This window comes from Spartinivicinus ruber, assembly GCF_011009015.1.
Taxonomy (GTDB): Bacteria; Pseudomonadota; Gammaproteobacteria; order Pseudomonadales; family Zooshikellaceae; genus Spartinivicinus; species Spartinivicinus ruber.
In genome coordinates this window covers 1130580-1155591 of sequence record NZ_CP048878.1, presented here as the reverse complement: position 1 = coordinate 1155591, position 25012 = coordinate 1130580, and the positions used below count along the sequence as shown (strand labels likewise).

Here is a 25012-nt window from a genome sequence, read left to right as displayed (position 1 = left end):
CGTTTTATTAGACTTTATTTCTGTGGTTTGTTGTTAATATTTTGCTTTTAACGTTACCCCTTCGAACGGTTTTTCTGCACTAATAGTAATATGATAGTAAGAGCGTGTTTTGGGGTTATTAATTATAATTTTTTCATTGTTGTCACTTGAAACTGAGCTATATTCATGATCAGTTTTAGATGGCCAGCCTTTTGAACTATGCCCAGCAAAAAGGTTGGCATTACCAGTCCCACCTTTTAACTGAATAGAAAGTTCTTTGGCATTTTCAGGCACAAAGATAAAATAGTAACGTCGCCAGTCTGATGACAAACCTTTTTTTGGCACACAAGCAACCAGCTCTTCTGCACGACCAGTTATACTTTCACTGGGCTTGCAGTCATCCGTATCATCATCGTCATCCGTGGGCGGTTTAGGTGGCTTCGGTTTTGGCCAGTCGGGTCCATTATTATCCCCATTGTCCGTATCATCACCATCAGGAAATGGCACTGTGTGAGTTCGATGAGCAGAAATTTCTGCCGCCCGCTCTTTCCATAAGCGCACCATATCGGCATCGGCTGTCCGCCCCATGGGTTCACCTGATTTATCTTTAAGTGATGGATTGGAATAATAATTAAGCTCATTGCCGCACATATGGGTAGTCGAAACCCCATTGTCAAATCCATAAGCATAACGCCAGTTCGTTCTAGTTTTTCCCCAAGGGCAGTGACCACCACCAACATTATGGCCAATTTCATGGCGGAACACCGAATTCCACCCCGCACCTGATACCGTGACATAACCAGGCATCCGCCCCCAACCACCAGCACTACCCGGAGCATCAGTCGGCTTTTGAATAATACCGACAAAGTCAGGGGCTAAGGTTTCTATTTCTCTAGCAAACCAGCCTTCAGCATCACTTAATACAGATGTGACTACACCAGGGTTATAGGACGTTTTACCAGTACCTATCAGCCTAAGTTTTATATTATGAATTCCAGAATTTTTTAAGCCACTATTCACGGTCCCCACTAACATGGCGGCATTCGCATTGATATCACCCACCATGGCTGCTGCATCGTAAGAGTAGCCCATAAAAACATCAATAATTATGTTGCCTTTTTTGTCTCGCTCACCTTTTTCATTACGTTTACTGGCCGCTATCTTTGGATTATTTGCTAGATTAAATGCTTCAGGTTGACCTAACTGATAATACTCAGGATCGATGTCATCCAGTTTGGTTTCTTTAGTGATTCGATATAATGTTTTTGAAACAGGTACAATATTATACTTTCCATGTTCCGTTTCAATAAAGCCAGTCAGTTTACCCGTTTGATGATTTAGAGAAAAAACGGCATTACTAAACTCTTCAAATTGATCCAGACGACTATCGTATACTTTACCATAAATAGTCTCGACATTATTGATTGTTTGCTCTCTATTTATCACAACCAACTCTAAGTCGGCGTCTGCTGAAATATTTAATCTCACCTTATCAGGGAAATTAATGTTTCCCTGCTTATCTACAATATCAATTAACTTTACTTGAACAAGCTCTTCACTAATAGGAGACGTATTTACTGATTCATCTAAAGCAGCTACAGCATTATCTGAAAATAAAGCCGGTGCAGCATAACTATTCAGGTGCAACCCCATGCAACCGACTAGCAAACAAGTAACAGGCAACCTCATGCTTATACCCTATAATATTTAATTATCAAACTGTTTGGCTATATTATTGAAAGCAGAGTGAATTCTATATATGTTCTGAAGGCTGACAATTGTTTATTAAAATGGAAGGCATTTAATTAAATAAAACGTGATTAACTGTATTATGTTCAATAGTTACTGTTTAATAAAAAATATAATATAGTCACATATACGGTGATAATTGTTAGGTTAAAGTTAGCTTTATATAATTCAACAATTAGTGAATTTTCATCACAAGACAGAATGCTTATACTATTTACATCAAAAAATAACAGCACAAGCATTCTTATATAAATTTACTAGTGCCTGTTAACCACTCACCTCCGGTGGCAAAACATCAAACTTAGGAATACCTTCTGGAAATACCGCCCAGCTTGGGGCAGAAGCCGTATAGATTGCCATCTTTGGTGCAAATGTTGAGTTATCTTTCAATGTTGATGCAGCAACTGAATAAAAATCAGCCACAGTAACATCTATACATAAATTAGTTCCGCAGTTGCTACAAAACTAAACGTAAGATGCTTAAGCCGCCGAAAAGTTATCATCAACTATCGCTATATTCCCTTTACTTCGCGCCCTATCCCTTTATTTACCACTCGATTCTCTTAATCCATCCTATGCATATTCTATTCAAGTTTTGTAGCAAAAGTAAGTGTAAAATTTGTAGCAATTGAATATTGGATAATCAGAACTTCAATATTGCTTGTTATGTGCAGATGTAATACATCTAACATTAGTGATTTTGGTATCTAATTTGGTCTCAAACCAATTTAATCTATAACAACTTTATCACCTACTAAGGAAATTCGTATTGTAACTACACGTCGCCCTAATCAATCTGAGCACAGAATAACCCCTAACCGGGACTAAAAGAAAAAACAAAAGTGTACCGTGCTAACCAAAAGCACCCTCAAGACACATAAAAACAACAGACTACAGATAGTGTCTACTTCGCCTCTCCCCTATTCCCACCCATAAACACGACACTATTTGACCATCTAGTAACAAATAAAACTAAAATCTATCTTGCAATATGTTTACAAATATATTTCTAGTGCGATAATGTATTAGTTCCATATTTACATATATAAAACAAAAGGAGGTATTAGCTATGCCATAAGTACAACAATAGCAGTCCATAACAAAACATAAATCAAACCCAAGGGCTACATTAACGCAGCTCCAGGGGATTCCTATGCCTGAATGATTCCAATAGTGAAACAAAGTAAATAAATAAAAAAGAGTAAAAAGTAAAAGGAAACAAGAGAAATGAAAACATACGCTAACCTTAAGCGCATTTCAGGTACTGAAGAAGACCAAGTTAAATTGGAAGCTTCTATGGCTGAGGCAGGCCGGGACCGCTACAGAAAGCAAGTACTTAAAGCCATGGAGAAAGAGGAAGAATCCGATACCACATACGGCAGGCGTCTTGTGTCCACTAAAACAGATGACCTCGCAGATGCCATTGACACATGGAAGGAAAAAGCAGCGATAGCAGCCGGTAGACAACATACAGCCCTACGCTTTTTTAATCTGCTCGACAGTCGAACCATTGCTTACATCAGCTTGAAGATTCTCTTAAACGGGATTACAAGAGAGCAAAAGTTAACCAAGACAGCTAAGGCAATCGGCAAGGCAGTTAACATGGAAGTCGAAATGCGTAACTTGAAGGAAGAGGATGTCCGCCTTTATCGTGGTGTTCTGCGTTCAGCTGATAAGAAAAGCCAGTATCACCGGAAGGTAGCAACAGCCCGCTTTATTGTGAGTGAGGATGGGGCCAGCTTGCATCAGTGGACAGAACAAGAATGCTTCCTCGTTGGTAAAGTGCTCATTGAACTCATTGTTGAAAATTTATGGCTAATAAAAGTTGAGCTTGTGGCACGCAAAGATTCTCGTGAATATGTTGTGTCACCAACAAGAAAATGCTTAGACTGGATACGCAATTCAAATGCACTACACAACAAGTTTGCTGCTATTTATGAGCCTATGGTGGTCCAGCCTTTCCCTTGGCAAGACCCGTTTACTGGAGGCTATTTAACTAATCAGGTGACACCTATCACTCTAGTAAAAACCCGTAGCAAGTCGTACTTGCAGAAGTTGGCAGAGCAAAAAATGCCCTTGGTTTATAAGGCATTAAATAAGATACAAGCGACACCATGGCGCATTAATTTACCTTTACTCGACTTGCTATTATCTTTAGCGGAAACCGACAGTGAATTAGGAGGCTTACCAAGAGCAACAGACTTACCCTTGCCTGAAAAGCCTGATGATATTGCTACAAATGAGGACGCTAAAAAAGAATGGAAAATGGCGAAGGCTGATGTCATGAAACACAATATCAGAATGGATTCAAAGCGCATCTCTTTAGCCATGACTTTAAAAACAGCAGAAAAATATGCTTGCTTTGAAAAAATATATTTTCCATATCAATTAGATTTTCGTGGTCGTGTTTATCCAGTTACCAATGGTTCTTTATCTCCGCAAGGAGCTGACTATGTAAAAGCTTTACTGCAATTCGCTGAAGGTGAAAAGCTGGGAACGCAAGAAGCGGCGGATTGGCTAGCGGTACACATAGCTAATTTGTGGGGTGTTGATAAGGTTTCTTTTGATGAGCGTATAGAATGGACAAAGGAAAACTCAGACATGATTTGTCGTATAGCTGAGAACCCCTATGATAATCGCCAGTGGACAGAAGCAGATAAGCCTTTTCAGGCTATTGCAGCAGCTTTAGAATGGAAAGGCTACCTTGATAATGGCTTAGAACATGTTTCACGTATAGCGGTTGCTCTTGATGGTTCTTGCTCAGGATTACAGCATTTAGGTATGGCCTTACGTTGTGAAGAAACTGGAGCAGCTGTTAATTTAATTCCTTCAGATAAACCCCAAGACATTTATCAGCGTGTAATTGATAGGGTTTATCCAGTACTTGAAGCAATTGTAGGTAAAGGTTGGCAGGACTTAAGTTTACAAGGTATTGAGAAAAGAGCCGAGGAAAAAATGGAGGAAATTTATAATAAAAATAAAAGGAAATATAAAATAACAAAACCTTTTGTACGTTGGAAAGAAGAAGCTAAAGGCGAAAAAAGAAAAAAAGACGGTACACCTATGAAAAGAGCTGTGCCAGAGCAGGAAGCGTATAATATTTACCATGAAATTATGAGCACGTATGCTTGGTTATCTTACGGCTATGACAAAGAAAAAGGCTGTATGAGCCGTAAAATTGCTAAAAGAAACGTGATGACTTTCCCTTATGGCAGTAAAGAGTATGGTTTTAAAGAACAGCTTTTAGAGGACATAATTAAACCAGCAAAGCTTGAGGGAAGGCATTATGGCAATGGTATAGGGATAAGTGCGCCTGAATGGTTCCAATTATGGAATAGAACAGGATATGGTTTTATGGCTGCAACGCAAATGGCTTCATTAATGTATGATGGTGTGGTCCAAACTGTTGTTAAAGCGGCTGAAGGTATGGAGTGGCTGCAGGAAGTCGCTAAAGTGGTTGTGAAAAATGGAGAGGCTTTAACCTGGACAACTCCACTAGGCTTTCCTGTTCAGCAGAATTACTGGAAAGACCAGAGTAAAAGAGTACGCACCAGTTTTCTTGGTAATACGAGAGCAGAATTTAGTATCAAGGTTGAAACGGCTAATGTTGATAAAGCAAAACAAGCCTCTGCTGTCGCACCTAACTTTGTCCATTCGCTTGACGCAACACACTTAATGCTTGTGGTTGCGAAGTCCAATAAGATAAAGAACTGGGCCTTAGTTCACGACTCATTTGGTACACTGCCCAGTCGAACAGGGGAGATTTTCAAGAATATTCGGTATGCATTTTATGAGCTATATACAGAGCATGATGTATTTAGCCAGTTTAGGGACCAGGCAGAGGAACAAGCGCTACCAAAGGACAGAAATAAAATACCACCAGTCCCGTTCTTTGGTAGCCTGGAGCCTTCTTTAATCTTGGATTCACAGTATAGTTTTGCCTAATTAGTTCCATTTTCGTATATAAGTTTAAAGTCCTAGTTAACTCTAGGGCTTCTTCATTTATATGCCTATCAAAAAGTGGGTGCGGAAATCAAAAACACGAATCGCTACAGGCCCCGTCATTCGGGGCTTTGAGTTACCACGCAACTTAGACAATTTTAAAATTCACTTTTCAGATTAAAAAACAATCAATGAAATTAAACTAAAGATTAACTTTAAGATACCTAAAGCCAACCTAAAGATAACTCTCATTATCCCCTTAACTGAAAGGACCTCAATCAATGAATAATATTAATTCTTCATTTTTAACAACCACAGCGCCTATCATCATTGAGAATGTAAACATAAGACAAGATGAGCAAGGCAGATTTTGTCTTAATGATTTGCATAAGGCAGCTGGTGGTGCAGTAAAGCATAGGCCTAGAGACTGGCTCAGAAATAAACAGATACAGGAGCTAGTGGAAGAATACTCAAATAAGCAAATTTGCTCATATCAACAAAATCAAGCACTTAGCGTTAAGGGTGGCAGTTTTGAAAATGGAGGAGGAACATATGTTATACGACCTCTTGTGTATACGTATGCTGCTTGGATAAGCCCGTCTTTTCATAGGAAGGTTTATGACTCATTTGATGCACTAGTAACCGGTCAAATAAAACCGCTAGACGATGACATGGCTATAACTCAAGGCCTCTTAGCAGCCCAACGTAAAATAGAAAAGCAAGAAGCTCTCCTTCTAGAAAGCCAAAAGCAAATCGAAGAGATGCAGCCTAAAGCTGACTTTGTATCTAATTACGTCGAAGCTAAAGGCACAAGTAATCTGGAAGAAACTGCAAAAATACTGAAAATAAAACCTCGCACTTTCACTAGGCAGCTACGCGAAGACCGCGTCCTCTTCTACAACGTGAAAGGTAACAATGTTCCCTACCAGACCTACCTAGACCGTGGTTACTTCACACTCCGTACAGAGCTTAACAAGCAGAATGAAATGGTTTACCAAAGTACGCGTGTAACGGCTAAAGGTCACGAATGGCTGGGTAGGAAATATAAGCACCTAGCTATCCCATTTTAAATGACTTTTTACTGGTCCGTTAAATATAAAATAAAGGCTAAGGAACTTACTTACATTTTTTATCTATTTCTTTATCTATCTCACTTTCAGTACTTCTTTTGAAATATAAAGGATAATCTGGTAAGTGAATAACTAGCTGGTCTTCTGCCTTAGTGATTTTTATTTCTTCACCACCTTCAGTTAATATGGTCCACTTTCCAGGCATGACTGTACTTTTCACTTTTCCATTAAGGATAAAATCAGTACATCCATGTTTAAGGCCTTCTCTAGCTAATAGAGCCATTGTAATCTTGTCGTTTTCTTCTACACCAATTCCCGCAGCACCTGCATCAGTCTTTGGTGGGGGATTTTTTAATAACCAAAATCCTTGGATAGGTTGCAATTCATTAGCTACCGCATTAACTGAGCACAGCGCAAGAACCAGGGACATACAGCGGACCAGCTTCATTGAATAACCTCTTCACTTGTCTTTTAAAGTCAAGTAATTATTCAACAATTAATTACTTATTGTCAATCAAGCAGACCGCTTACGAAGAGAGTATTACATCATGACACCTTTAGTATTAAAAAATAAAAGGGAAATTAACTAACTCCCCCTCCCAGCGCTCAACCTGGAAGCACACAGCTCTCCTTGAGCTTTCTTACATATATACCTTAAATAAATCAAAAGGATTTCCCCATGACTAATTTGACTCGCGCCTACCTTCATTTCTGGGACCACGGCAAGACACTACCTTTAGACCTTGCAGCTCGCCTTATAGAAGATGGTTACGATGTAGAAGCACTTGAACAAAAAGAAGTAAACAACGAAAAACAACGGAGAAATAAAAAGCACTAATGGCAAAAGAAAATTTTATCTCACCTCGCGGCACTCTTGGCCCTTACCCTCATTTAAACACAGCAGACACCAAATTTGATGCTGATGGTGTATACGACGTAAAGCTTATTTTGTCTCATGAAGATGCACAGCCTCTCATTGATGAAATAGACAAACGCTTTGATGCATACTACCAAGAGCAGTGTAAAAAGCTGAAAAAGAAAAAGCTGAAAAAATCCGATTTGCCTTATGAAGAGGATGAAGACGAAGGCACAGTAACTTTTAAGTTTAAAATGAAGGCAAAAATTAAAAAGAAAGATGGCACCGAGTATTCCCGGCGTCCCGCTTTATATGACACCAAGAATAATATAATTCCTGAAGATAAAGTCTTGGGTCAAGGTAGTGAGGTCCGTATTTCGACTGTCTTCTACACTTGGTATACCCCCTCAATAGGTGTAGGTCTCACGCTACAACCACAAGCAGTCCGTGTATATAAATACGAGGAACCAAACTTCACAGCGTCAGCATCTTCTTACGGTTTTGATGATGAGGAAGAAGGCTTTACCTTGGATGATGGAGCCCCATTTGATGCAGAGGAAAAAGACGGCGATATACCTGAAACTGACGAGGAGGACGACGGCGACTTTTAGTGAAGCAACCTATCACAGTTAAAACTAAACCTCTCTCAGTCAATGAAGCCTTTCTTGGCCGTAAAGTAAAAAGCAAGAAATATCGTGATTACGAAGAAATATTAATAAGCACCTTACCTGACGTGTCCGTACCCGAAGGTAAATTAACGCTAAAACTTCTTGTTTCTTACAGTAATAGTAGAGCTGACATTGACAATGCTCTTAAGCCCTTCATTGATGTTCTCCAAAAAAGGTATGACTTTAATGATAATAAAATTTATCGCTTAGTCATCGAAAAGAACATCGTAAAGAAGGGCGAAGAATTTCTTAAATTCCAATTGATACCTTACGAGAAACAGCATGGCAAAGAAGAAAACCAAGAAACCCCAGCGCCAAATAGTCACTGAGCACATATTAAAATACGGCCACATAACCCGTAACGAAGCAATAGGCATGTATGGCATTACGCGTCTAGCTGCTGTGGTCCACGATATGACAAAGAACTACGACGTGCCTATCATCGCGAAACAGGAAGACACTGATTATTCCTACTCTTTCCGTTGGGACTTTTTAAATAAGGTCAGAGATATTAAACACGCCCGAGACTTAATGCATAAGCATGACCTCGCATTTATCCACTAGAGTTGTAAGCCGCGAGCCATGCCCTAGGTGTGGCTCACAGGATAACGTTGCAGTTTATGATGATGGACACGCCAATTGTTATACCCCTAACTGCAACTATTTTCTTAAATCCAATGGAGAGGAAGGAGGAAATAAAAAATCAGTGTCGCACTCTTTAATTGAGGGTAATTATAAAGGCCTAGTTAAACGCAAAATTAGCGAGGAAACATGCCGTAAATTAGGCTATAAAGTAGGCCGATTTAAAGATAAATCCGTTCACATTGCTAACTACGTTTGCCCTAAGACGCACGTTGTACAAGCCCAGAAAATACGCTTTCCTGATAAAACCTTTACAATACTTGGGAATACCCGAAAGCTTCCGTTTTTCGGCTGGCACACTTGGCGTAACGGTGGGCGCAAGCTTGTAATAACTGAAGGTGAAATAGATGCGCTCTCGGTCTCTGAAGCTCAAAATAATAAATATCCTGTTGTGTCCCTACCAAATGGCGCATCTTCTGTTAAGCAGACCTTCCTTGATAATAAGGCTTATTTAGATGGCTTCGAAGAAATTATTATCATGTTTGATAATGATGAACCGGGCCAGATAGCCACAGAAGAAGCCTGTCGTTTACTTGGTGCTAAAGCTCGTGTTGCCTCTCTCCCATTTAAAGATGCTAATGAAGCGCTTGTAGCAGGCCGTATTGACTTAATTATTCCTGCTATATGGGATGCTAAGCCTTTTAAACCCGCTTGCATATTCACTGGTGAGGAAGTTTTAGCAACAGCTTATCAAGAGCCTGAAATGGGCTTATCCTGGCCTTTCCCCACGTTAACCCAGGCAACCTATGGCAAAAGACCAAATGAAATGTACGCCATCGGCTCAGGCACTGGATGTGGTAAAACTGACTTATTAAAGGAGGATATCGCACACAACATTGGGGTCCACAACGAAAAGTGCATGACTTTCTTTCTTGAAGAACCCAATTTACAGCTAACGCTAAATACCATCGCAGGCAAGGTTGACTCAAAATTATATCACGTTCCCGGTTCTTCGTACGATTACACGCAATTTAAAAAGACCAGGGAAAAAGTAGCCCAAAATTTATTGATGTACGCTGTGGATGGCAATACGGAACCTGAAGATATCTTGCAGTACATCCGGTTAGGCGTTGAAGGCTACGGAGCACGTCATGTTTACCTAGACCACATCACTTATATTATGGATGCAGTAGGAGAAGGCCAAGGTCTTGAGGTCCTTAAATCCTTTATGCGTGGCTTGAATGATTTAAATAAAGAACTGCCTTTCACACTCTACTACGTTTCGCACCTACGAAAAAAAGACGGTAAAAAAAGTCACGAGGAAGGCGGTCGAGTAACACTTGACGACTTTGCTGGAGGTAAAGCTAATGTGCAATATGCCAATTTCACCTTTGCCCTTGAACGAGACCAGCAAGCAGAGGAAGACGAAGAAAAAAATAAAACTGTATTTCGGATACTTAAGGACAGATATACCGGCCAGTCTACGGGAACCACGATTAACCTGCTATATGACCCCGCCACAGGCCGAAAGCAAGAGCATGACCCCTTTGATGTAGAGGATGTAAAGGAGTCATCAACGAGTGGATTTTAATAGAAACTGACCCAACTAAGAATCATGCTTTCTTATTTTTTTATACCAAAAAATACTAACAGCAATAGATAAACCGTAAAACAGTAACAGGCTGATATAGGCACCATAAGTGCTTGAGTAAACTTCTGTTATAAATTTCCTTGGTATTACAAAATATAATAATGATTGCGTAGCAGATACAAGATAAAAAATGCCCAGGACTGCTATGTAGTTTGTAACTTTATTTGTCTTGCCTGTTAAAAACAATGCAAAAATAAAAGGAAATAAGGCAAGCAAAATGCCAATAAAATAAACGCTATCCATACCATCCATAAAAGTGCGACTCATCAAAACATAAAAGGGTTGATTATATTATATCCAGCACAAACTATCAATATGAATAACTTCTTCAATTAGTTCAGCAGATACACAAGAAAAGAAAGAGGATTTCTCAATGCAAATTCAAATTAAGCCCATACCTTCTGAGTGGTCCCAGCTAATTTCCATGGTTAACAAGCTAAGAAAAACCAATGTAGTTTATTTAGCCGGTGGTGCACCACGTGACTACCTTTTAGATAAACCAATAAAAGATTGGGACCTTTTTATTTATGTAGAAAATCCTTTAGCTGTTCGTAGCTGTCTCCAAAATCATTTTAACCTTACGCGCTCAGTCGGTAATGCTGATGGTTTTTATAAGGGAATAGCTGAAGAACGAGGCGTTCAGGCAATTGACTACTTTGTGAATATGAATGGTGAACTGCAAGTCATTTACCTATCACGCGACATGCCCCTTGTAGAGCTGCTAGAAGGTATGGACTTTGGGCTTTGCCAAGTGGGAACTGATGGTAAAAGCTGGACCTTTACAGAAGCCTTTATTAAAGACCTGGAAAACCAGACCTTAACGCATTACCGCTACTTTGAAGCTGAAAAGCGGATGAAGGAAAGGTACGCAAGGCTTAGTAAAAAGTATCCAAATATGAAATTAAAATTCGCTTATTAAGGAGGTAAATGACTTCAATTGAATTTGATATAGAAACTAATGGCCTTCTTGATGTCCTCACCAAAATACACTGCATTTGCACCTATGATAAAGTAAAAGATATAAAAGAGAGCTTCCGCCCGAATGAAATAATGGACGCTATTTTATATCTTGAAGACGCCGACGAGCTTATAGCACACAACGGTTTCTGGTTCGATTATCCCGCCATTAAAAAGCTTTATCCCAAATGGAAGCCCCGTGGCCGACTTCGCGATTCCCTAGCAGAAAGCCGCCTTATCTACTCGAACCTTAAAGACATGGACTGGGAGCGCAGCAGGAAAAAGCCTTACGCCTTACCTGCCAAATTATATGGGTCCCACTCCATTAAGGCTTGGGGTTACCGTTTAGGCGTGCTTAAGGGTGACTTTGGCGAAGCTACAGATTGGCAACACTTTTCTGAGGAAATGCTTTCTTATTGTGAACAGGACGTTGAAGTTACTAGGCAGCTTGTAGCCTTACTAGAAAGCAAAAATTATTCGCCTATGGCATTAGACCACGAAAACCGTATTTCTGCTCTCATGGCACTACAGGAGCGCAACGGGTTTGCTTTTAATAAGAAGGCTGCTGTTTCTCTTTATCAGGAGCTAGCACAGAAAAGAGCTTCTATTAAAGAAGATTTAATTATTTCCTTTGGCTGGTGGAATAAGAAAAAGGAAGTTAAACACCCTAAGAAAACTCTCAATTATAAGGACCCACAAAGAGCAAGTGTTGTTGAAGGAGCACCTTACACCACCTTTGAGCGCATAACATTTAATCCTGCTAGTCGTGCTCATATAGTCCAGCGCCTTCAAAAGCTTTACGGCTGGGAACCAAAGGAGTTCACTGATAAGGGACAGGCTAAAATAGATGAGAAAATATTAGGTCGCTTAAATAATCCTCACGCCAAAGCTTTATGCGAATACTTAATGATTAATAAGCGCATTGGTCAACTGGCAGAAGGTGATAACGCTTGGCTACGTATGGAACGCAACGGCTTTATCCACGGTCATGTCAATCCCAATGGTGCAATTACAGGTCGAGCTACCCACGCTTATCCTAACATTGCCCAAGTGCCAAGCACTAAAGCCCCCTATGGTAAAGAGTGCCGGTCCCTCTTCACAGTTCCTGAAGGCTGGACTTTGTTAGGGAGTGACGCTGACCAGCTCGAACTGCGAGTCATGGGGCACTACATGGCTCGTTATGACAAAGGCAAATATGTTGAAGCAATTAAGGCTGGCGATATTCACTGGACCAACACATTAGCCCTTGAGCTTTTACCAAAGGGTACTGTGCGAGATATACATAACCCTAAGCATGAGCACGCCAGAAACATAATAGCTAAGCGCTTTGTTTACTTACTCATTTACGGAGGAGGAGACGAATTAGCAGGTTCAGTAATTAAACCAGATGCACCACCAGAGCTGCATAAAAAGTTAGGCAGAAAATATAAAAATAAATTACTTAAAAACTTACCCGCTCTTAAATACTTACTTGATGCAGTAAAGAAAACAGCAAAGGACCGTGGCTATCTTGTTGGTCTCGATGGTCGTCATGTAGCTGTTTCTTCTCAACACAAAGCCCTTAATTACTTACTTCAAGGGGCCGGTGCTCTTATCTGTAAGCGTTGGTTACTTGAGATAGAGGACTTGTGCCAAGCTAACGGTTTAACTCACGGCTGGCATGGTGACTATGCCTTCTGTGCTTGGGTTCATGATGAGGTCCAGATAGCCTGTCGTACTGAAGAAATAGCTAAGCAGATTGGTTCCTACTGTGAGCAAGCAATGGATAGAGTAACAGAAATATTTAGCTTTAGGTGTCCATTAAAAGCCAGTTATGACATTGGATTAACTTGGGCAGATACACACTAATCTAAAAGTCCAAGTCCTGCAGCAATAACTAAGCAATTAATAAATAAGAAAAGAATTATACATAAATGAAATTTAATAGGATGGTTTTTACGGGTAAATACTGAGTTATTTAACAAATTTCCAAGGAAAGTTATTTCACCTTTGATATAGCATGAAAGAGTCAATACCACACCAGCTAACCCCCCAACAACATATGCAATCTCAGTTACAGTTGGCATTTATATACTCACAAATAAAGTTAATTATATCAGCAAACAGGAGACAATGCGCTTAACACAATTCTCACTTCTCTTTTTTCTAACTGCTTGTACCTCTCATCCTCTATCTACAACAGACCTCCAATGCCTAACCCTCAATATTTACCACGAAGCCCGTGGCGAAGGGCTTATAGGCATGTTGGCAGTGGGTGAAGTAACTCTGAACCGGGTGAATGACAAACGCTGGCCTAGCTCTATATGTGCTGTGGTCTACCAAGAAAAGCAATTTTCATGGACTCATGACAAGCTACCAGATGCTATGAAGGAACCCGAATCAGCTTACCTATCACACCTAGTAGCAAAGGAGTTACTTGCAGGCACAAAACTAAATTTAACCAAGGGAGCAACACATTATCATGCAAATTACGTAAGGCCCTACTGGGCTGAATCTTTAATCAGGACCACAACAATTAATAATCACATTTTTTATAAATAAGCGTGAGAACCCCTAATGAACTTAATTATCAGCCTTATCACAGCTCTTCTTGTTCTATGGGCTTTAACAATTCCGCCTGATGTTGTCCTGATGCGAGATAAAAAGGGTGAGTGGGGCCTAAATAAGTACACTATGGAGCATCATTGCGAAACCTATATAAATAATAAGGAGAAAAAATATTGCCGACTCGTGAAGGTATACAAAAGCACTGGAAAGTAATCGAAGCATTTAAAAACGGGAAAGAAATAGAGTCATATTGTAGACGGGAAAAGGAATGGCTTGACGAGGATTTTCCTACCTTTAACTATTCAGAAGAATTTAGGATAAAGCCTGAAGAAGTATACAAGGTGGATGATTTTGTAAGAGTTACATTTCCCGGTTTACCTGCCGAACTAGCAATAGTGGCCAATGTAGCCCGCGATACTTACTGCCTAATCAGTATAAGAAACGGACAGTGTTGGGCTGAGCCTAAAGTATTTAAAGGGGAAAGGACTAAAATACCCAAATCAATATTAGATAAGGATGGAGATTTAGACCTAGAAAAAGTATGAATGACGTTCTCTGCAATCAATTAGAAGTAGGCGATAAAGTCCTTTACTCCACTATAGGCTCATACCTTCTCCCTGGCCTCGTAGAAAAACAAGACGAATATTTAAAAGACTATTTATGGGTTGATGGTTGCCGTTGTTACTACAAGACTGTTATTAAATTGGAAAATAATAAGGGTAGAAATGATTAAGTATCTACGCAATAACCCTCGGATTACTGTTGGTGAGCTAAAAGCTTTTCTAGAAAAAAATAAAGTGCCTGATTATGCCTTGCTACAAATAGAAGACACTCAAAAGCCCTATTGTGGCTCAGGTCGATTATACGCAACTAACGCTTTCTACGATGCAGAAGAAACAGCCTTAGCTTTTGAGTTTTAAAGAGAGGAAAATAAATGGTCGAATTTACTACAGAAGACATTATTACAGTTAAAGATTTGAAGCGATTTTTAGATGAATATGAAGTCCCAGATGACACCATGCTTTGTAGTAAGGCATTTGAGCATCTCGCAACAATACCCACAGATAAACTCTATTTCGATAAGGTAGACAGGAGCTTAACATTTGAGTTCTAAAAAAGTAGGACTCCTCGACACAGATATACTTTGTTTTCAGGCTTCCTCAGCCGCTCAGACAGCAATTAATTGGGGCAACGATTGGTGGACTTATCACGCTGATTTCAACACTGTTCGGTCCATATTTGAAGGTAAAGTAGATTACATTATCAAGGCTTGCCAATTAGACGAAGTAATTATGTGCCTCACGGATGCAGAAAACTTTCGTAAATCTATTTATCCAGAATATAAGAGCAACAGGAAAGAAGTTCAGAAGCCGTGTGCTTACGCTGGCATCGTTGAGTACGTTAAAGATAATTATGAAACTTTCCAGCGGCCAACGCTAGAAGCTGACGACATTATGGGCATCTTGGCAACGTGGCCTAAGTATAAGCCTGAAGCTGATAAAGTTATTGTGTCCGAGGATAAGGACATGCGTACCATAGGTGGTGTATATCTCTTTAACCCTAACAAAGACCTTGAGCCAGCCTTTAACACTGAACAAGACGCAGAGCTGTACTTTATGCAACAAGTGCTTACTGGTGATGTGGCTGATGGTTATCCGGGTTGTCCTGGCGTTGGCGAAGGGCTAGCACAAGAGCTGCTTAAAGGCGGCTTAAAGTTCGAGCCTTACGAGCACACATTTAAGTCTGGGCTACGCAAAGGGACCACAGAAATAAGGTGGCAAAAAACACCGTCTAGCTCTCTTTGGGAAACCGTGGTGTCATGCTACGAAAAAGCTGGATTAGGCGAGGAAGCCGCATTAATACAAGCTCGGTGTGCTCGAATATTAAGAGCATGTGATTATAACTTTAAGAAAAAGGAGGTTCGCTTGTGGCAGCCTTAATGTCCATATTTTTAGAAATATTTGGTTTTCTGGTCCTATTATCCTTATTTATTGTGGTTGCAAATTCTAAAGGAGAAAAATAAATATTGAATTTTAAAGTAGGCGAAAAAATAGCTGTATCTGATGAATATACGCGCACATGTCTCGCGAAGGGCTTTAGATTACTGTTAAATCCAAATCGGCTTTATACTGTTAAAAAAATATGTAGAGACTTTAGTATTGAGCTAGAAGAAATTGATGGTAATTATCACTTTAGCCACTTTACAACAGCTTCCTATAACACAGAGGAATTCTGGGCGCATATTGACGATACTGATAGCAAGCTGACCCAAGAGAGCAGCAAGACCATTAATTACACATTCTGTGAAGATAAATACTTGAGTGAGCTTGAAAACTACATCAAGAGCACCTACAGCCAGCACTATGCATCAAAAGGCGTACAAACAGCAGAACTTATTTACTCAAATGCTCAACGTGGTCTACATTACACATTAAGTAACATCATGAAATACGCTGACCGCTTTGGGATAAAGGACGGTAAGAATAGACAGGACTTACTGAAGATAGCTCACTACACCATACATGCCCTTCACTGCTTAGATAAACTGGAGGATGACAATGGCTAAGAAGAAAAAGAAAGACAAAGAACCCAAAATAACAGCGCTGGATTACCTAACGTTAATTTCTGAGACCTTACGAATACAAGACACAATGGAGCTAAAACGGTTTCTTGAAGATGGCTCAGTGGAAACTTTCATCGTGAGGAGAGCTGATTAATGAAGCAGGCTATTAAAACAGTTATTAACTACTTCCTTGATAGAGAAGAAGATAAAACCATTTTTACTTATACCTTACCCGATGGCCGTAAAGCATACTTAACCTGCCTTCTGGTAATTGACGAAAAGGCTAATTAATGGACGAAATAGACTTAATTAAGCATAAAGAATTAATCCACTTCCTAGACAAAGAATTCCCATTCAGGACACCAGTACCTAGCGATAGTTTTGAAGATATTATGTATGCCGCTGGCGCTAGACAGATAATAGATGCTCTGGTATTTGGACTTAAAGACCAAGAGGAGGAAGCTTACCAGAAGTAATGTGTTCATCAAGACGCCCTAAAATCCCCCAGCAACCACCACCGCCACCTCCCGCACCACCACCTCCAGAACCTGCCCCAGCTCCTGCTCAGATAGCGACACCCGACAAGGGAAGTGCACAAAGCCCAGCTGCGAAAAAGGCTAAGAAAAAGAGTGGAAGGTCATCTTTACGTATTAACAGAGCAACTCGCGTAGGTGGAGCAGGTGCAGGCTTAAATATTAATGCAGGTTAGCCATTGGAGTTAAATAAAAGTACAGCTAAATCACGTTACGAAAAATTAAAATCAGAGCGAGGTCCCTTTCTCGAAAGAGCACGTTCTTGTGCACAATTAACCATTCCAGCCTTGGTTCCCCCTGAAGGGGCCACAGGACACACAAACTACGCAACGCCTCATCAGTCCATTGGTGCCAGAGCGTTAAATTATTTAGCCGCTCGTTTCCTGTTAACCCTGCTGCCACCTAATGCTCCCTTTTTCCGCTTGAAAGTAGATGACGAAGTAATGAAAGAAGTTAACCCAGCGGATAAGGGAAAAGTCGAGCAGGCCCTCTCAGCAATTGAGCGGCAGGTGATGGATGAAATAGAACAAATGGCTTTACGGGTTGCCTGCTACGAAGCCTTAAAGCATTTAGTCGGCACAGGTAATGCCTTGCTTTACATGGACCCAAAAGACAATAAGACGCGTGTCTTCCACCTATCATCCTACGTTATCTCAAGGGACCCATTGGGTAATGTACTTGAAATAATTACCCATGAAACCCTAAGCCCTTCAGTACTGCCTGATGATGTCCTGATGTATCTGGCAGATGGGAACGCAGATAAAAGGCAGGAATTGTCTAACCAGAAAACACTTAACTTATACCGGCACATTAAACGTGTTCGTGAGCAGTGGGTGTCGTATGAGGAAATTAATGATAAGGAATTACCAGATACAAGAGCTTCATTCCCGCTTGATGGGTTACCTTGGCTACCCCTACGTTTTACCACAGTTGATGGAGAGTCTTATGGTCGCTCTTATGTTGAGCAGTACTACGGTGACCTACATAGCCTAGAAAAGCTAAGCAAGGCCGTTGTTGAAGGCTCTGTGGCTGCATCAAAAGTACTTCTTTTTGTGCGGCCTGATGCAGTAACTAAGAGGAAAGATATTCAGAATGCAGCCAACGGAGAAACAGTACGTGGTGATGTTAATGATGTTGGTGTCCTGCAATTAAATAAATTTGCTGATTTTCGTGTTGCCTCGGACACCATACAACAGTTAACCCAGCGTATAGCCGCAGCCTTCCTCATGAACAGCAGTGTGCAACGGGATGCTGAACGGGTAACAGCTGAAGAAATCCGCTTTATGGCTCAAGAATTAGAAACGGCGCTTGGTGGTGTCTATTCGATATTAAGCCAAGAATTTCAACTGCCCATCGTTAAAATAATTCTCAAACGGTTACAAAGGAAAGAGAAAATACCACCTTTATTTAACAAGGTGCGTTCTTTCGTTACCACAGGTATTGAAGCGTTAGGCCGTGGGCAAGATTTAGATAAGCTAACGACCTTTATGCGCTACCTTGATGCTTTAGGACCAGAAACCATAGCGCGTGAATTAAATCTTAATGACTACATGGCTCGTTTAGCTGCATCCATAGGCATAGACACAAAAGGCTTAATTAAAAGTGAAGAGCAGAAAAAGCAAGAATTACAACAGCAACAAGAAGCTATGCAACAAGAAGTGATGCAGCAGGCCGCACTTAATGCTGCTGGTCCTGTTGCCAATAATTTAACTAAAGGAGATTAATATTTGGACGTAAACGAGCAAGAAAATAAAACACAGGAACAAGAAACAGAAGTAACCGAAACACAGCCACAAGAAAGTCAACAAGATACACCACAAGACCCACCTCAAGCTGAACCTGAAGCAAAACCCGAAGACGAACCAAAAGCTGATGTTAATGAGGAGCAAGTAAAAAGCCTCATTGAACAGGCTGGTTTAGACTTTGATACTTTCCAGGGCGAATACGAAACTGATGGCTCCTTATCTGATGAAAGTTACCAAAAGTTAGAAGCTGCTGGATTCCCTCGTTCAATTGTTGATGCTCATATAGACGGTTTGCGTGCTACTGAAGAATTACAAATGCAAACCCTTTATAACACAGTTGGAGGTGAAGAGAATTTAAATCAGCTTTTATCCTGGGCTGGTCAACATTTACAAGAGGAAGAAATTAATTCTTTCAATGATATTGCCGCTAATGGAGACATGAGCCAAATTAAACTAGCCCTGAATGGACTTAAGGCTCAATATGAATCACAAAATGGCTCAATGCAGGTTACGTCTTATAGCGGGACACAGCCACAAACAGCAACTGATGTATTTACCTCTATGGATGAGTTAGTCGAAGCAATGAGTGACCCGCGTTATCAAGACAATCCAGTATACCGCAATGAAGTTTCTCGAAAATTAGAACGTTCACCAATTTACTAATACCCTTTCTATAACCCTTCGGTGTTGCCTTCAGTGCAGCACCAACCTTTCCGCAATGGAGCAAAATGACAACAACCGCAACATTCCCAGAACAACAAACAGTTTCCTTTACAGGTCAAGAAAACCTAACAGGAGAACAACGAAAGCTTTTTGAAACAAAGTTTGGTGGTGAAGTTTTCACGCTATTTAAAAGTGAAAATATAATGATGTCTCGCCACCGTGTCATGAAAATTTCAAAAGGTGACTCTTACTCTTTCCCTATGATTGGTAAGGCTGGAGGCTACTACCACACACCAGGGCGTCAAATTAAAGCTGACCCAATTGCACACGCAAAACGTAAGGCAACAATTGACGCATTAATGGTTAGCCCAGTCTTTATTGATAATTTACAAGATGCACTAACAGAGTACGAATACCGTAAACCATACGCTGACGAGTGTGGCTACTTTCTTACTGACTGTGCGGATAAAAATATTTTACGCATGGCTTGTAAGGCTTCCTTTATTACTAATGAGGATGAATGCAAAGCAGCTGGAATTATCCCAGTAAAAGGTGAAACCTTCACTGACAATATTACCTTAAATGCCAAAGGTGATGAGCTGAAAGGGGATAAGATTTATAACGCATTGGTTGATGCTAAAAACGAACTTGCTAAAAAGAAAGTCCGTGGCAGACCTTACGTTATTCTTGCTTCTGACCAGTATCACGCACTACTGAAAGCACATAACGGTAATGTCGCTGGTATGGTCCACATGAATAAAGATGTTGGTGGCGAAGGCTCAGTTTCTTCAGGCACTGTTCCTCGTATAGCTGGTTTTGACATTCTAATGTCTAATAATTTGCCTCAACAGGATGAATCAGCAGGTCTTATTGATACGCCTGAATTTGAAGGAAGACCAGAAGCATATCGAGGCGATTATTCAAAAGTCGTTGGAATCGTAATGCTTCCTGATGCCGTTTGTACTGTGAAAGCTTTTGATTTAGCTATCGAGAGTAAGTATCAAATGGAGTATCAAGGCAATTTAGTAATTGCTAAGTATGCAATGGGACACAATATTTTACGTCCTGCATGTGCGATTACAATCTTGAAAAAATCCGCTTAATTTAAATGGGGGAGTACTTAGCTCCCCTCATTTTATTTTTTTAATTTATTTCTTTGCCGTCGATAGCACATTGGATACGTTTAGCAAGAATTTCTATGCTACCAATATTTTCAGCTAATGGCTGTTTGCTTGCAGATTCAGATAGAGCTTCAGCTCGAATTAATTCTAGAGCAGCCAGAACAGATACATAGCGTTTATAATCATTATCTTGTTCAGTGTAAATGGCATAAGAACCAATAATTTCGTGGAATGGTTCATTCGTACTCATAGTAACTTCCCTATTTTAACTTTATTTAACTTACCTCTCACTTAACTAAAAATGAGCATAATTGTTTTAAGCGCAGTAAATGAAATGTTGCAATCCATAGGTGAAAGTCCAGTAACTTCTCTTAACAGCGGCCTTTTGGAAGCAGCAATAGCACTCGATTTACTGGACCAACAAAATGAAAAGATACAGGCTATTGGTTACCCTTTCAATACAGAAAAGAACTTTCGCTTATCCCGAGACATTGATGGAATAATTCACTTACCTGATAACACCTTAAAAGTCTGTGGTCCACTTACTGATAACGGTTATGTGAAACAAAGAGGCCACAAACTTTATAACAGCAAAGAACAATCATTTACCTTTTCAGCAAGTGTTGTAGTTAACTTGGTCCTGAAGATTCCTTTTGATGAACTAACAGTCACAACGCGTAATTATATCACGCTTAAAGCTGCTCGAATTTTCCAAGACAGAACGATAGGTGCTAATGATTTACACGGCTACCAAAAGCAAGACGAGGAAGAAGCAAGGCGACTCTTTTTAGATGAAGCTGACACAGAAAAATACAACATATTCCACGGGCCAATGCGTTATGATTTACAACGGGATTTATTTTAGTGCTAATTGAAAAGCCAATACCTAACTTAATTAATGGGGTCTCGCAGCAACCGCCGGGTATCCGTTTGCCGACCCAATGTGAAGAGCAGGTTAATGGGTTATCAAGTGTGGTCTATGGGCTACAAAAAAGACCGCCAACGGAACACTTAGCCCGTATTTCTAATAGCAGTTTTACTGGCTCTTTTATCCATACAATAAATAGAGATAAATGGGAAAAATATATTACCGTAATTGCTAATGGTGATATTCGTGTTTTTGATTTGAATGGACAAGAGCGTACAGTTAAAAAGCCTAGCGATACTACATATTTAAAAGCGCATGACCCTGCAACCGCCTTTTCAGCCGTCACAGTAGCCGACCACACCTTCATAGTTAACAAAGAGCGAACAGTAAGAAGTTATGACCCAACGAAGAATATAAAGCTGACGCCAGTTAACCAGCGATACCAGACGATAACAATTACGCCTATCGTTCCAGCCTATAAGGATGAACTGTGGAATAGAGAAAAATGGTTCCGTTGTTGGTCCCTTTATAAATGTCGTGTAGGTGGCCGTACCTATGCCTACTCAGCCGAGAATGGTGGTGCTTCAGGTTTTGCCTCGTACCTTGCAGCAAAATTAAGAGACGATACAGGGCTGCATGTAGTTAACAATGGCCATGCTGTTGAAATACCGTTAAATACTAATCAGCAGCCTTTCTCAGTAGCCGACGAGAGCGCGACAGGCGTATTAACCTGGGATACAGAAACGTATTACAGAGACAAGCGAGAAGGTGTCGAGCGGCGAACCAGAAAGGTAAACCCAAGATGTAGCCATAAGAGAACTAGCGGCATTGTCAGGAGCACGACAAGTACTCGCCTAATTGGTTATAGGAGTGAAGGAGGAGATATTCTCCCAGCACCAACACCTAATAATAAAATGGGTATCGTGCATGTTCGTGTGGGTGACTATGGGACAGCTTACAAAGTTAATGTAAATGGTGTACAGCAAGCTTTAGTTGAAACTGATGCTAAAAATAGGTCGGAAATATCGACAGTAGCAATTACTACTAAGCTTTATGAAAAATTAAGGGATAAATTAAAAACCAACTTTACTGTAGCTCAAAAAGATAATGTGATTTCCATTACAGCTAAAAACCCCAAGGCAGACTTTACGTTAACTTGCAGCGATAGTTTAGGTGATAAGGCTATTTTTGCATGTAAAGGGCGTGTCCAGTCATTTACCCATTTACCGGCCTCTTGTTTCCACGGTTTCACAATTAAAGTGGCTGGTGAAAATGGTGTTGCTGATGACGATTATTATGTGCAGTATCAGGAAAATACCAAGGGAGAAAGTACGTCTGGCTCTTGGGTTGAAGTAGCTAAGCCAGGATTAGATAGGCGACCTTCACCACAAACTATGCCTCACCGTTTAGTGTCCAATGCTGATGGCTCTTTTACTTTTGAAGCTATCGATTGGGACGCGAGGAAAGCAGGAGATGAGGACACAGCCCCTGAACCCTCATTTATAAATAAGCCCCTCAGTGACATTTTCTTCTTTAAAAATAGGCTTGGCTTACTTTCAGATGAAAATATTATCTTTAGTGAGCTTGGGTCCTATTATAATTTTTACCCGGCAACAGTAGTTCAAATGCTGGACACAAACCCCATAGATATTGCTGTTACAAATGACACAGTATCCTTATTACGTCATGCAGTCCCTTTTAATGAGACTCTTTTATTATTCTCAGATTTAACGCAATTTATTATTCGTGGACAGGACAGATTAACAGCTGAAGATATTTCTGTTGATGTTACCACTCGATTTGAATGTGAGCTTAAAGCGAAGCCTGTAGGTGCCGGTAAGAACGTTTATTTCTCAACAAGACGCGGTAATGCTGCTGGTATCCGTGAGTATTATGTGGACCCAGAAAGTAAGGTAAATGACGCTGCTGATATAACTTCACATTGCCCGACGTATATTAAAGGCAGCGTAAGGCACCTATCAGCTTCTTCAAACGAGGATATGTTACTTACAGTTACCGACCAGGACCCAAGCTCTCTTTACGTATATAACTATTACTGGCAAGGGAACGAAAAGCTACAAAGCTCTTGGTCCCGTTGGGAGGTTGACGGCGTTATCCTGGCAGCTTCTTTTATGGAGTCCAATATAGTGCTTGTGGTCGATAGAGCTGACGGTGTTTGCCTGGAGCGCATCACGTTAACCAAGGTCAATGAGCCAAGGTCTCGCTCGTTCCCAACAGAGATTAACTTAGACCGCCGCTGCTTTATTCCTAAAGGTGGCAACAGGCCATATCAGGATAACAGGACACGAGCTGTAGATATCGAGGGCAACATTTATGAAGGCGACAAGTTAACTGCATTCTTTACTGGTGGCGCTAAGCAGGACTGCTACATTGGCATACCTTATCGTTTTTATTATCTCTTTTCTGAACAGGTAGCAACTGACGGGAATAAGGTGGCTATTTTAGAAGGCCGTTTGCAGCTTAAGCGTTTTACGGTGTCCTATGTTGAGAGCGGATTCTTTAAGGCATCTGTGGAACCTGAAGCACGCCCAGAGCAAACTTATACATTTACGGGTCGTCTTATCGGGTCCACCAGAAACCGTATTTCTCGGGTTCCCATAGAGAGCGGCAAGTTCTCTTTTAATATTCAGTCAGAGGCAAGCAAGGTGAAAGTAGCGCTTATTTCTGAGTCACATCTTCCATTAACTTTTCAGGCTGCCCAGTGGACAGCTCGATTTTACAAAAGGAACCAACGTATTTAAGCAGTTACACTTCTTCTGCTTCCTTTATTTCAATATGTTTGCCATAAACGGTTTCACTTATTAACTCAGTTATCTCTCGTCTAGGGCTAATAATTGTTAATTGACCACAATACTTTTTAATTACTGAGCTCACTACAGCTAAGTCTCCTATTCCCATTGAGTCAATATACTTAACTCCCGTAATATCTAATATTACATTGATGTCATCCTTGCTTATCCGCTTGTTTAACTTATTGACCAAACTAATCCTGTTCCCAGCAATCAAGTTTCCCGTCACGCAAGCGATTAATGTTTTCCCGACTGCTCTGCAGTGTAATTTAAATGACATTAGACCGTACCACTTATGCCAATATACACTTTAACTTAAGCACAACTAATGAAGACTAAAAATTTAAAGCGACACTCTACAATAAAAATCCGACAAGCGGACAAAAGCGACTGCTACTTACTGGCTACACGATTAAGACAGCAAGATTTAGATGAATTAGAAGCTCTTGGGGTTACTCCTCTAGACTAACTATTAGTGTTGTACTGCAGGGGGAATGATAAGCCTATTGTTTTGTTTGGCGTTAGAGGTTACAAAAATTCAGGTTGTTCTTGGATGTTAGGCAGCTTTAGTATACAAGAGAATGGCGCAAGACGTGCTCACCTAATGAGCACATTAAAACAAATTGAATAGTACTAATTTTTCCATCCAGTTCTTCAGTAACTGATTTAAATTCAATTTCCCAGCTGTTACCTTTGAAAAGTTCTATT

At 40.4% G+C, this 25012-nt stretch carries 32 protein-coding genes and 1 pseudogene; 26 read left to right on the top strand and 7 right to left on the bottom strand.

Translation table 11 applies throughout. The features are described 5' to 3' along the window. Window positions 1-33: 33 nt before the first annotated feature. Both G4Y78_RS05315 and G4Y78_RS05310 read right to left on the bottom strand, forming a co-directional pair. The gene (locus G4Y78_RS05315; protein ID WP_163832045.1) at window positions 34-1668 is read right to left on the bottom strand and encodes a pre-peptidase C-terminal domain-containing protein; all 1635 of its coding nucleotides are present in this window, start codon (window positions 1666-1668) and stop codon (window positions 34-36) included. A 327-nt stretch (window positions 1669-1995) separates the two neighbouring features. Next, the gene (locus G4Y78_RS05310; RefSeq protein ID WP_163832044.1) at window positions 1996-2151 is read right to left on the bottom strand and encodes a hypothetical protein; all 156 of its coding nucleotides are present in this window, start codon (window positions 2149-2151) and stop codon (window positions 1996-1998) included. Window positions 2152-2955: 804 nt separating this feature from the next. Between G4Y78_RS05310 and G4Y78_RS05305 the strand changes: the two genes are divergently transcribed. Both G4Y78_RS05305 and G4Y78_RS05300 read left to right on the top strand, forming a co-directional pair. Further along, a complete protein-coding gene (locus G4Y78_RS05305; protein WP_163832043.1) occupies window positions 2956-5673 on the top strand; it encodes a DNA-directed RNA polymerase in 2718 nt (905 codons plus the stop codon). Between the two features lie 278 nt (window positions 5674-5951). Beyond that, the gene (locus G4Y78_RS05300; protein ID WP_163832042.1) at window positions 5952-6740 is read left to right on the top strand and encodes a phage antirepressor KilAC domain-containing protein; all 789 of its coding nucleotides are present in this window, start codon (window positions 5952-5954) and stop codon (window positions 6738-6740) included. A gap of 46 nt (window positions 6741-6786) precedes the next feature. On the opposite strand, the gene G4Y78_RS05295 is transcribed toward G4Y78_RS05300, so the two are convergent. After that, on the bottom strand, window positions 6787-7170 hold the full coding sequence (locus G4Y78_RS05295; protein ID WP_163832041.1) for a hypothetical protein: 384 nt from the start codon (window positions 7168-7170) through the stop codon (window positions 6787-6789). A gap of 249 nt (window positions 7171-7419) precedes the next feature. On the opposite strand from G4Y78_RS05295, the gene G4Y78_RS05290 reads away from it, so the two are divergent. The 6 genes and pseudogenes from G4Y78_RS05290 (at window position 7420) to G4Y78_RS05270 (ending at window position 10437) form a co-directional block, all read left to right on the top strand. Continuing rightward, window positions 7420-7578, top strand: coding sequence for a hypothetical protein (locus tag G4Y78_RS05290; protein ID WP_163832040.1), 159 nt, complete (start codon window positions 7420-7422; stop codon window positions 7576-7578). Beyond that, on the top strand, window positions 7578-8207 hold the full coding sequence (locus tag G4Y78_RS05285) for a hypothetical protein (RefSeq protein WP_163832039.1): 630 nt from the start codon (window positions 7578-7580) through the stop codon (window positions 8205-8207). The genes G4Y78_RS05290 and G4Y78_RS05285 overlap by 1 nt, the downstream gene beginning before the upstream one ends. Beyond that, complete coding sequence (locus tag G4Y78_RS05280; protein ID WP_178124451.1) at window positions 8207-8593, top strand: RusA family crossover junction endodeoxyribonuclease; 387 nt, start codon at window positions 8207-8209, stop codon at window positions 8591-8593. The genes G4Y78_RS05285 and G4Y78_RS05280 overlap by 1 nt, the downstream gene beginning before the upstream one ends. After that, window positions 8583-8633: pseudogene (locus tag G4Y78_RS31615) on the top strand (hypothetical protein); the annotation flags it as partial. The gene G4Y78_RS05280 and the pseudogene G4Y78_RS31615, both read left to right, overlap by 11 nt. A 45-nt stretch (window positions 8634-8678) precedes the next feature. Beyond that, entirely contained in the window at window positions 8679-8828 is a 150-nt protein-coding gene (locus G4Y78_RS30955; RefSeq protein WP_163832038.1) for a hypothetical protein, read from the top strand. Then, a complete protein-coding gene (locus G4Y78_RS05270) occupies window positions 8806-10437 on the top strand; it encodes a toprim domain-containing protein (RefSeq protein WP_163832037.1) in 1632 nt (543 codons plus the stop codon). The genes G4Y78_RS30955 and G4Y78_RS05270 overlap by 23 nt, the downstream gene beginning before the upstream one ends. A 15-nt stretch (window positions 10438-10452) precedes the next feature. Here the strand turns inward: G4Y78_RS05270 and G4Y78_RS05265 are convergent, their stop codons facing one another. Next, the gene (locus G4Y78_RS05265) at window positions 10453-10749 is read right to left on the bottom strand and encodes a hypothetical protein (RefSeq protein ID WP_163832036.1); all 297 of its coding nucleotides are present in this window, start codon (window positions 10747-10749) and stop codon (window positions 10453-10455) included. Window positions 10750-10870: 121 nt separating this feature from the next. On the opposite strand from G4Y78_RS05265, the gene G4Y78_RS05260 reads away from it, so the two are divergent. Both G4Y78_RS05260 and G4Y78_RS05255 read left to right on the top strand, forming a co-directional pair. Continuing rightward, the gene (locus G4Y78_RS05260) at window positions 10871-11416 is read left to right on the top strand and encodes a hypothetical protein (RefSeq protein WP_163832035.1); all 546 of its coding nucleotides are present in this window, start codon (window positions 10871-10873) and stop codon (window positions 11414-11416) included. An 8-nt stretch (window positions 11417-11424) separates the two neighbouring features. Beyond that, window positions 11425-13302 carry a DNA polymerase gene (locus G4Y78_RS05255; RefSeq protein ID WP_163832034.1) on the top strand — a complete coding sequence of 626 codons (1878 nt, stop codon included), beginning with the start codon at window positions 11425-11427 and terminating at the stop codon, window positions 13300-13302. On the opposite strand, the gene G4Y78_RS05250 is transcribed toward G4Y78_RS05255, so the two are convergent. Beyond that, the gene (locus G4Y78_RS05250; RefSeq protein ID WP_163832033.1) at window positions 13299-13520 is read right to left on the bottom strand and encodes a hypothetical protein; all 222 of its coding nucleotides are present in this window, start codon (window positions 13518-13520) and stop codon (window positions 13299-13301) included. The two genes, G4Y78_RS05255 and G4Y78_RS05250, sit on opposite strands and share 4 nt — an antisense overlap. 46 nt (window positions 13521-13566) lie before the next feature. On the opposite strand from G4Y78_RS05250, the gene G4Y78_RS05245 reads away from it, so the two are divergent. The 13 genes from G4Y78_RS05245 (at window position 13567) to G4Y78_RS05185 (ending at window position 20608) form a co-directional block, all read left to right on the top strand. Beyond that, window positions 13567-13995: a cell wall hydrolase gene (locus G4Y78_RS05245; protein WP_163832032.1), complete on the top strand. Its 429-nt coding sequence runs from the start codon at window positions 13567-13569 to the stop codon at window positions 13993-13995. A 179-nt stretch (window positions 13996-14174) separates the two neighbouring features. Further along, window positions 14175-14546 (top strand): hypothetical protein, encoded by a 372-nt coding sequence (locus G4Y78_RS05240; protein ID WP_163832031.1) that lies wholly within the window; start codon window positions 14175-14177, stop codon window positions 14544-14546. Window positions 14547-14726: 180 nt separating this feature from the next. Then, window positions 14727-14921, top strand: a complete 195-nt coding sequence (locus G4Y78_RS05235) for a M20 family metallo-hydrolase (RefSeq protein WP_163832030.1) — start codon at window positions 14727-14729, stop codon at window positions 14919-14921. 14 nt (window positions 14922-14935) lie between these two features. Further along, window positions 14936-15115 carry a hypothetical protein gene (locus tag G4Y78_RS05230; RefSeq protein ID WP_163832029.1) on the top strand — a complete coding sequence of 60 codons (180 nt, stop codon included), beginning with the start codon at window positions 14936-14938 and terminating at the stop codon, window positions 15113-15115. Further along, window positions 15105-15941 carry an exonuclease gene (locus tag G4Y78_RS05225; RefSeq protein WP_163832028.1) on the top strand — a complete coding sequence of 279 codons (837 nt, stop codon included), beginning with the start codon at window positions 15105-15107 and terminating at the stop codon, window positions 15939-15941. The genes G4Y78_RS05230 and G4Y78_RS05225 overlap by 11 nt, the downstream gene beginning before the upstream one ends. Before the next feature lie 86 nt (window positions 15942-16027). Continuing rightward, window positions 16028-16567, top strand: a complete 540-nt coding sequence (locus tag G4Y78_RS05220; protein ID WP_163832027.1) for a DUF3310 domain-containing protein — start codon at window positions 16028-16030, stop codon at window positions 16565-16567. Next, a complete protein-coding gene (locus G4Y78_RS05215) occupies window positions 16560-16718 on the top strand; it encodes a hypothetical protein (RefSeq protein WP_163832026.1) in 159 nt (52 codons plus the stop codon). Before G4Y78_RS05220 ends, G4Y78_RS05215 begins: the two co-directional genes overlap by 8 nt. Continuing rightward, window positions 16718-16855 carry a hypothetical protein gene (locus G4Y78_RS05210; protein WP_163832025.1) on the top strand — a complete coding sequence of 46 codons (138 nt, stop codon included), beginning with the start codon at window positions 16718-16720 and terminating at the stop codon, window positions 16853-16855. The genes G4Y78_RS05215 and G4Y78_RS05210 overlap by 1 nt, the downstream gene beginning before the upstream one ends. Continuing rightward, window positions 16855-17040, top strand: a complete 186-nt coding sequence (locus tag G4Y78_RS05205; RefSeq protein WP_163832024.1) for a hypothetical protein — start codon at window positions 16855-16857, stop codon at window positions 17038-17040. The genes G4Y78_RS05210 and G4Y78_RS05205 overlap by 1 nt, the downstream gene beginning before the upstream one ends. After that, window positions 17040-17273, top strand: a complete 234-nt coding sequence (locus G4Y78_RS05200; RefSeq protein WP_163832023.1) for a hypothetical protein — start codon at window positions 17040-17042, stop codon at window positions 17271-17273. Before G4Y78_RS05205 ends, G4Y78_RS05200 begins: the two co-directional genes overlap by 1 nt. Before the next feature lie 3 nt (window positions 17274-17276). Next, complete coding sequence (locus G4Y78_RS05195) at window positions 17277-18821, top strand: portal protein (protein WP_163832022.1); 1545 nt, start codon at window positions 17277-17279, stop codon at window positions 18819-18821. 3 nt (window positions 18822-18824) lie between these two features. Next, on the top strand, window positions 18825-19505 hold the full coding sequence (locus G4Y78_RS05190; protein WP_163832021.1) for a capsid assembly protein: 681 nt from the start codon (window positions 18825-18827) through the stop codon (window positions 19503-19505). A 65-nt stretch (window positions 19506-19570) separates the two neighbouring features. Beyond that, the gene (locus G4Y78_RS05185) at window positions 19571-20608 is read left to right on the top strand and encodes a major capsid protein (protein ID WP_163832020.1); all 1038 of its coding nucleotides are present in this window, start codon (window positions 19571-19573) and stop codon (window positions 20606-20608) included. 40 nt (window positions 20609-20648) lie between these two features. Here the strand turns inward: G4Y78_RS05185 and G4Y78_RS05180 are convergent, their stop codons facing one another. Beyond that, window positions 20649-20876 (bottom strand): hypothetical protein, encoded by a 228-nt coding sequence (locus tag G4Y78_RS05180; RefSeq protein ID WP_163832019.1) that lies wholly within the window; start codon window positions 20874-20876, stop codon window positions 20649-20651. Between the two features lie 51 nt (window positions 20877-20927). Between G4Y78_RS05180 and G4Y78_RS05175 the strand changes: the two genes are divergently transcribed. Beyond that, on the top strand, window positions 20928-21491 hold the full coding sequence (locus G4Y78_RS05175; protein ID WP_268935052.1) for a hypothetical protein: 564 nt from the start codon (window positions 20928-20930) through the stop codon (window positions 21489-21491). Next, window positions 21491-24256, top strand: coding sequence for a phage nozzle protein (locus G4Y78_RS05170; protein WP_163832017.1), 2766 nt, complete (start codon window positions 21491-21493; stop codon window positions 24254-24256). Before G4Y78_RS05175 ends, G4Y78_RS05170 begins: the two co-directional genes overlap by 1 nt. A 4-nt stretch (window positions 24257-24260) precedes the next feature. Here the strand turns inward: G4Y78_RS05170 and G4Y78_RS05165 are convergent, their stop codons facing one another. Continuing rightward, complete coding sequence (locus G4Y78_RS05165) at window positions 24261-24584, bottom strand: STAS domain-containing protein (protein WP_163832016.1); 324 nt, start codon at window positions 24582-24584, stop codon at window positions 24261-24263. A 48-nt stretch (window positions 24585-24632) separates the two neighbouring features. On the opposite strand from G4Y78_RS05165, the gene G4Y78_RS05160 reads away from it, so the two are divergent. Further along, window positions 24633-24773: a hypothetical protein gene (locus tag G4Y78_RS05160; RefSeq protein WP_163832015.1), complete on the top strand. Its 141-nt coding sequence runs from the start codon at window positions 24633-24635 to the stop codon at window positions 24771-24773. Window positions 24774-25012: the final 239 nt, after the last annotated feature.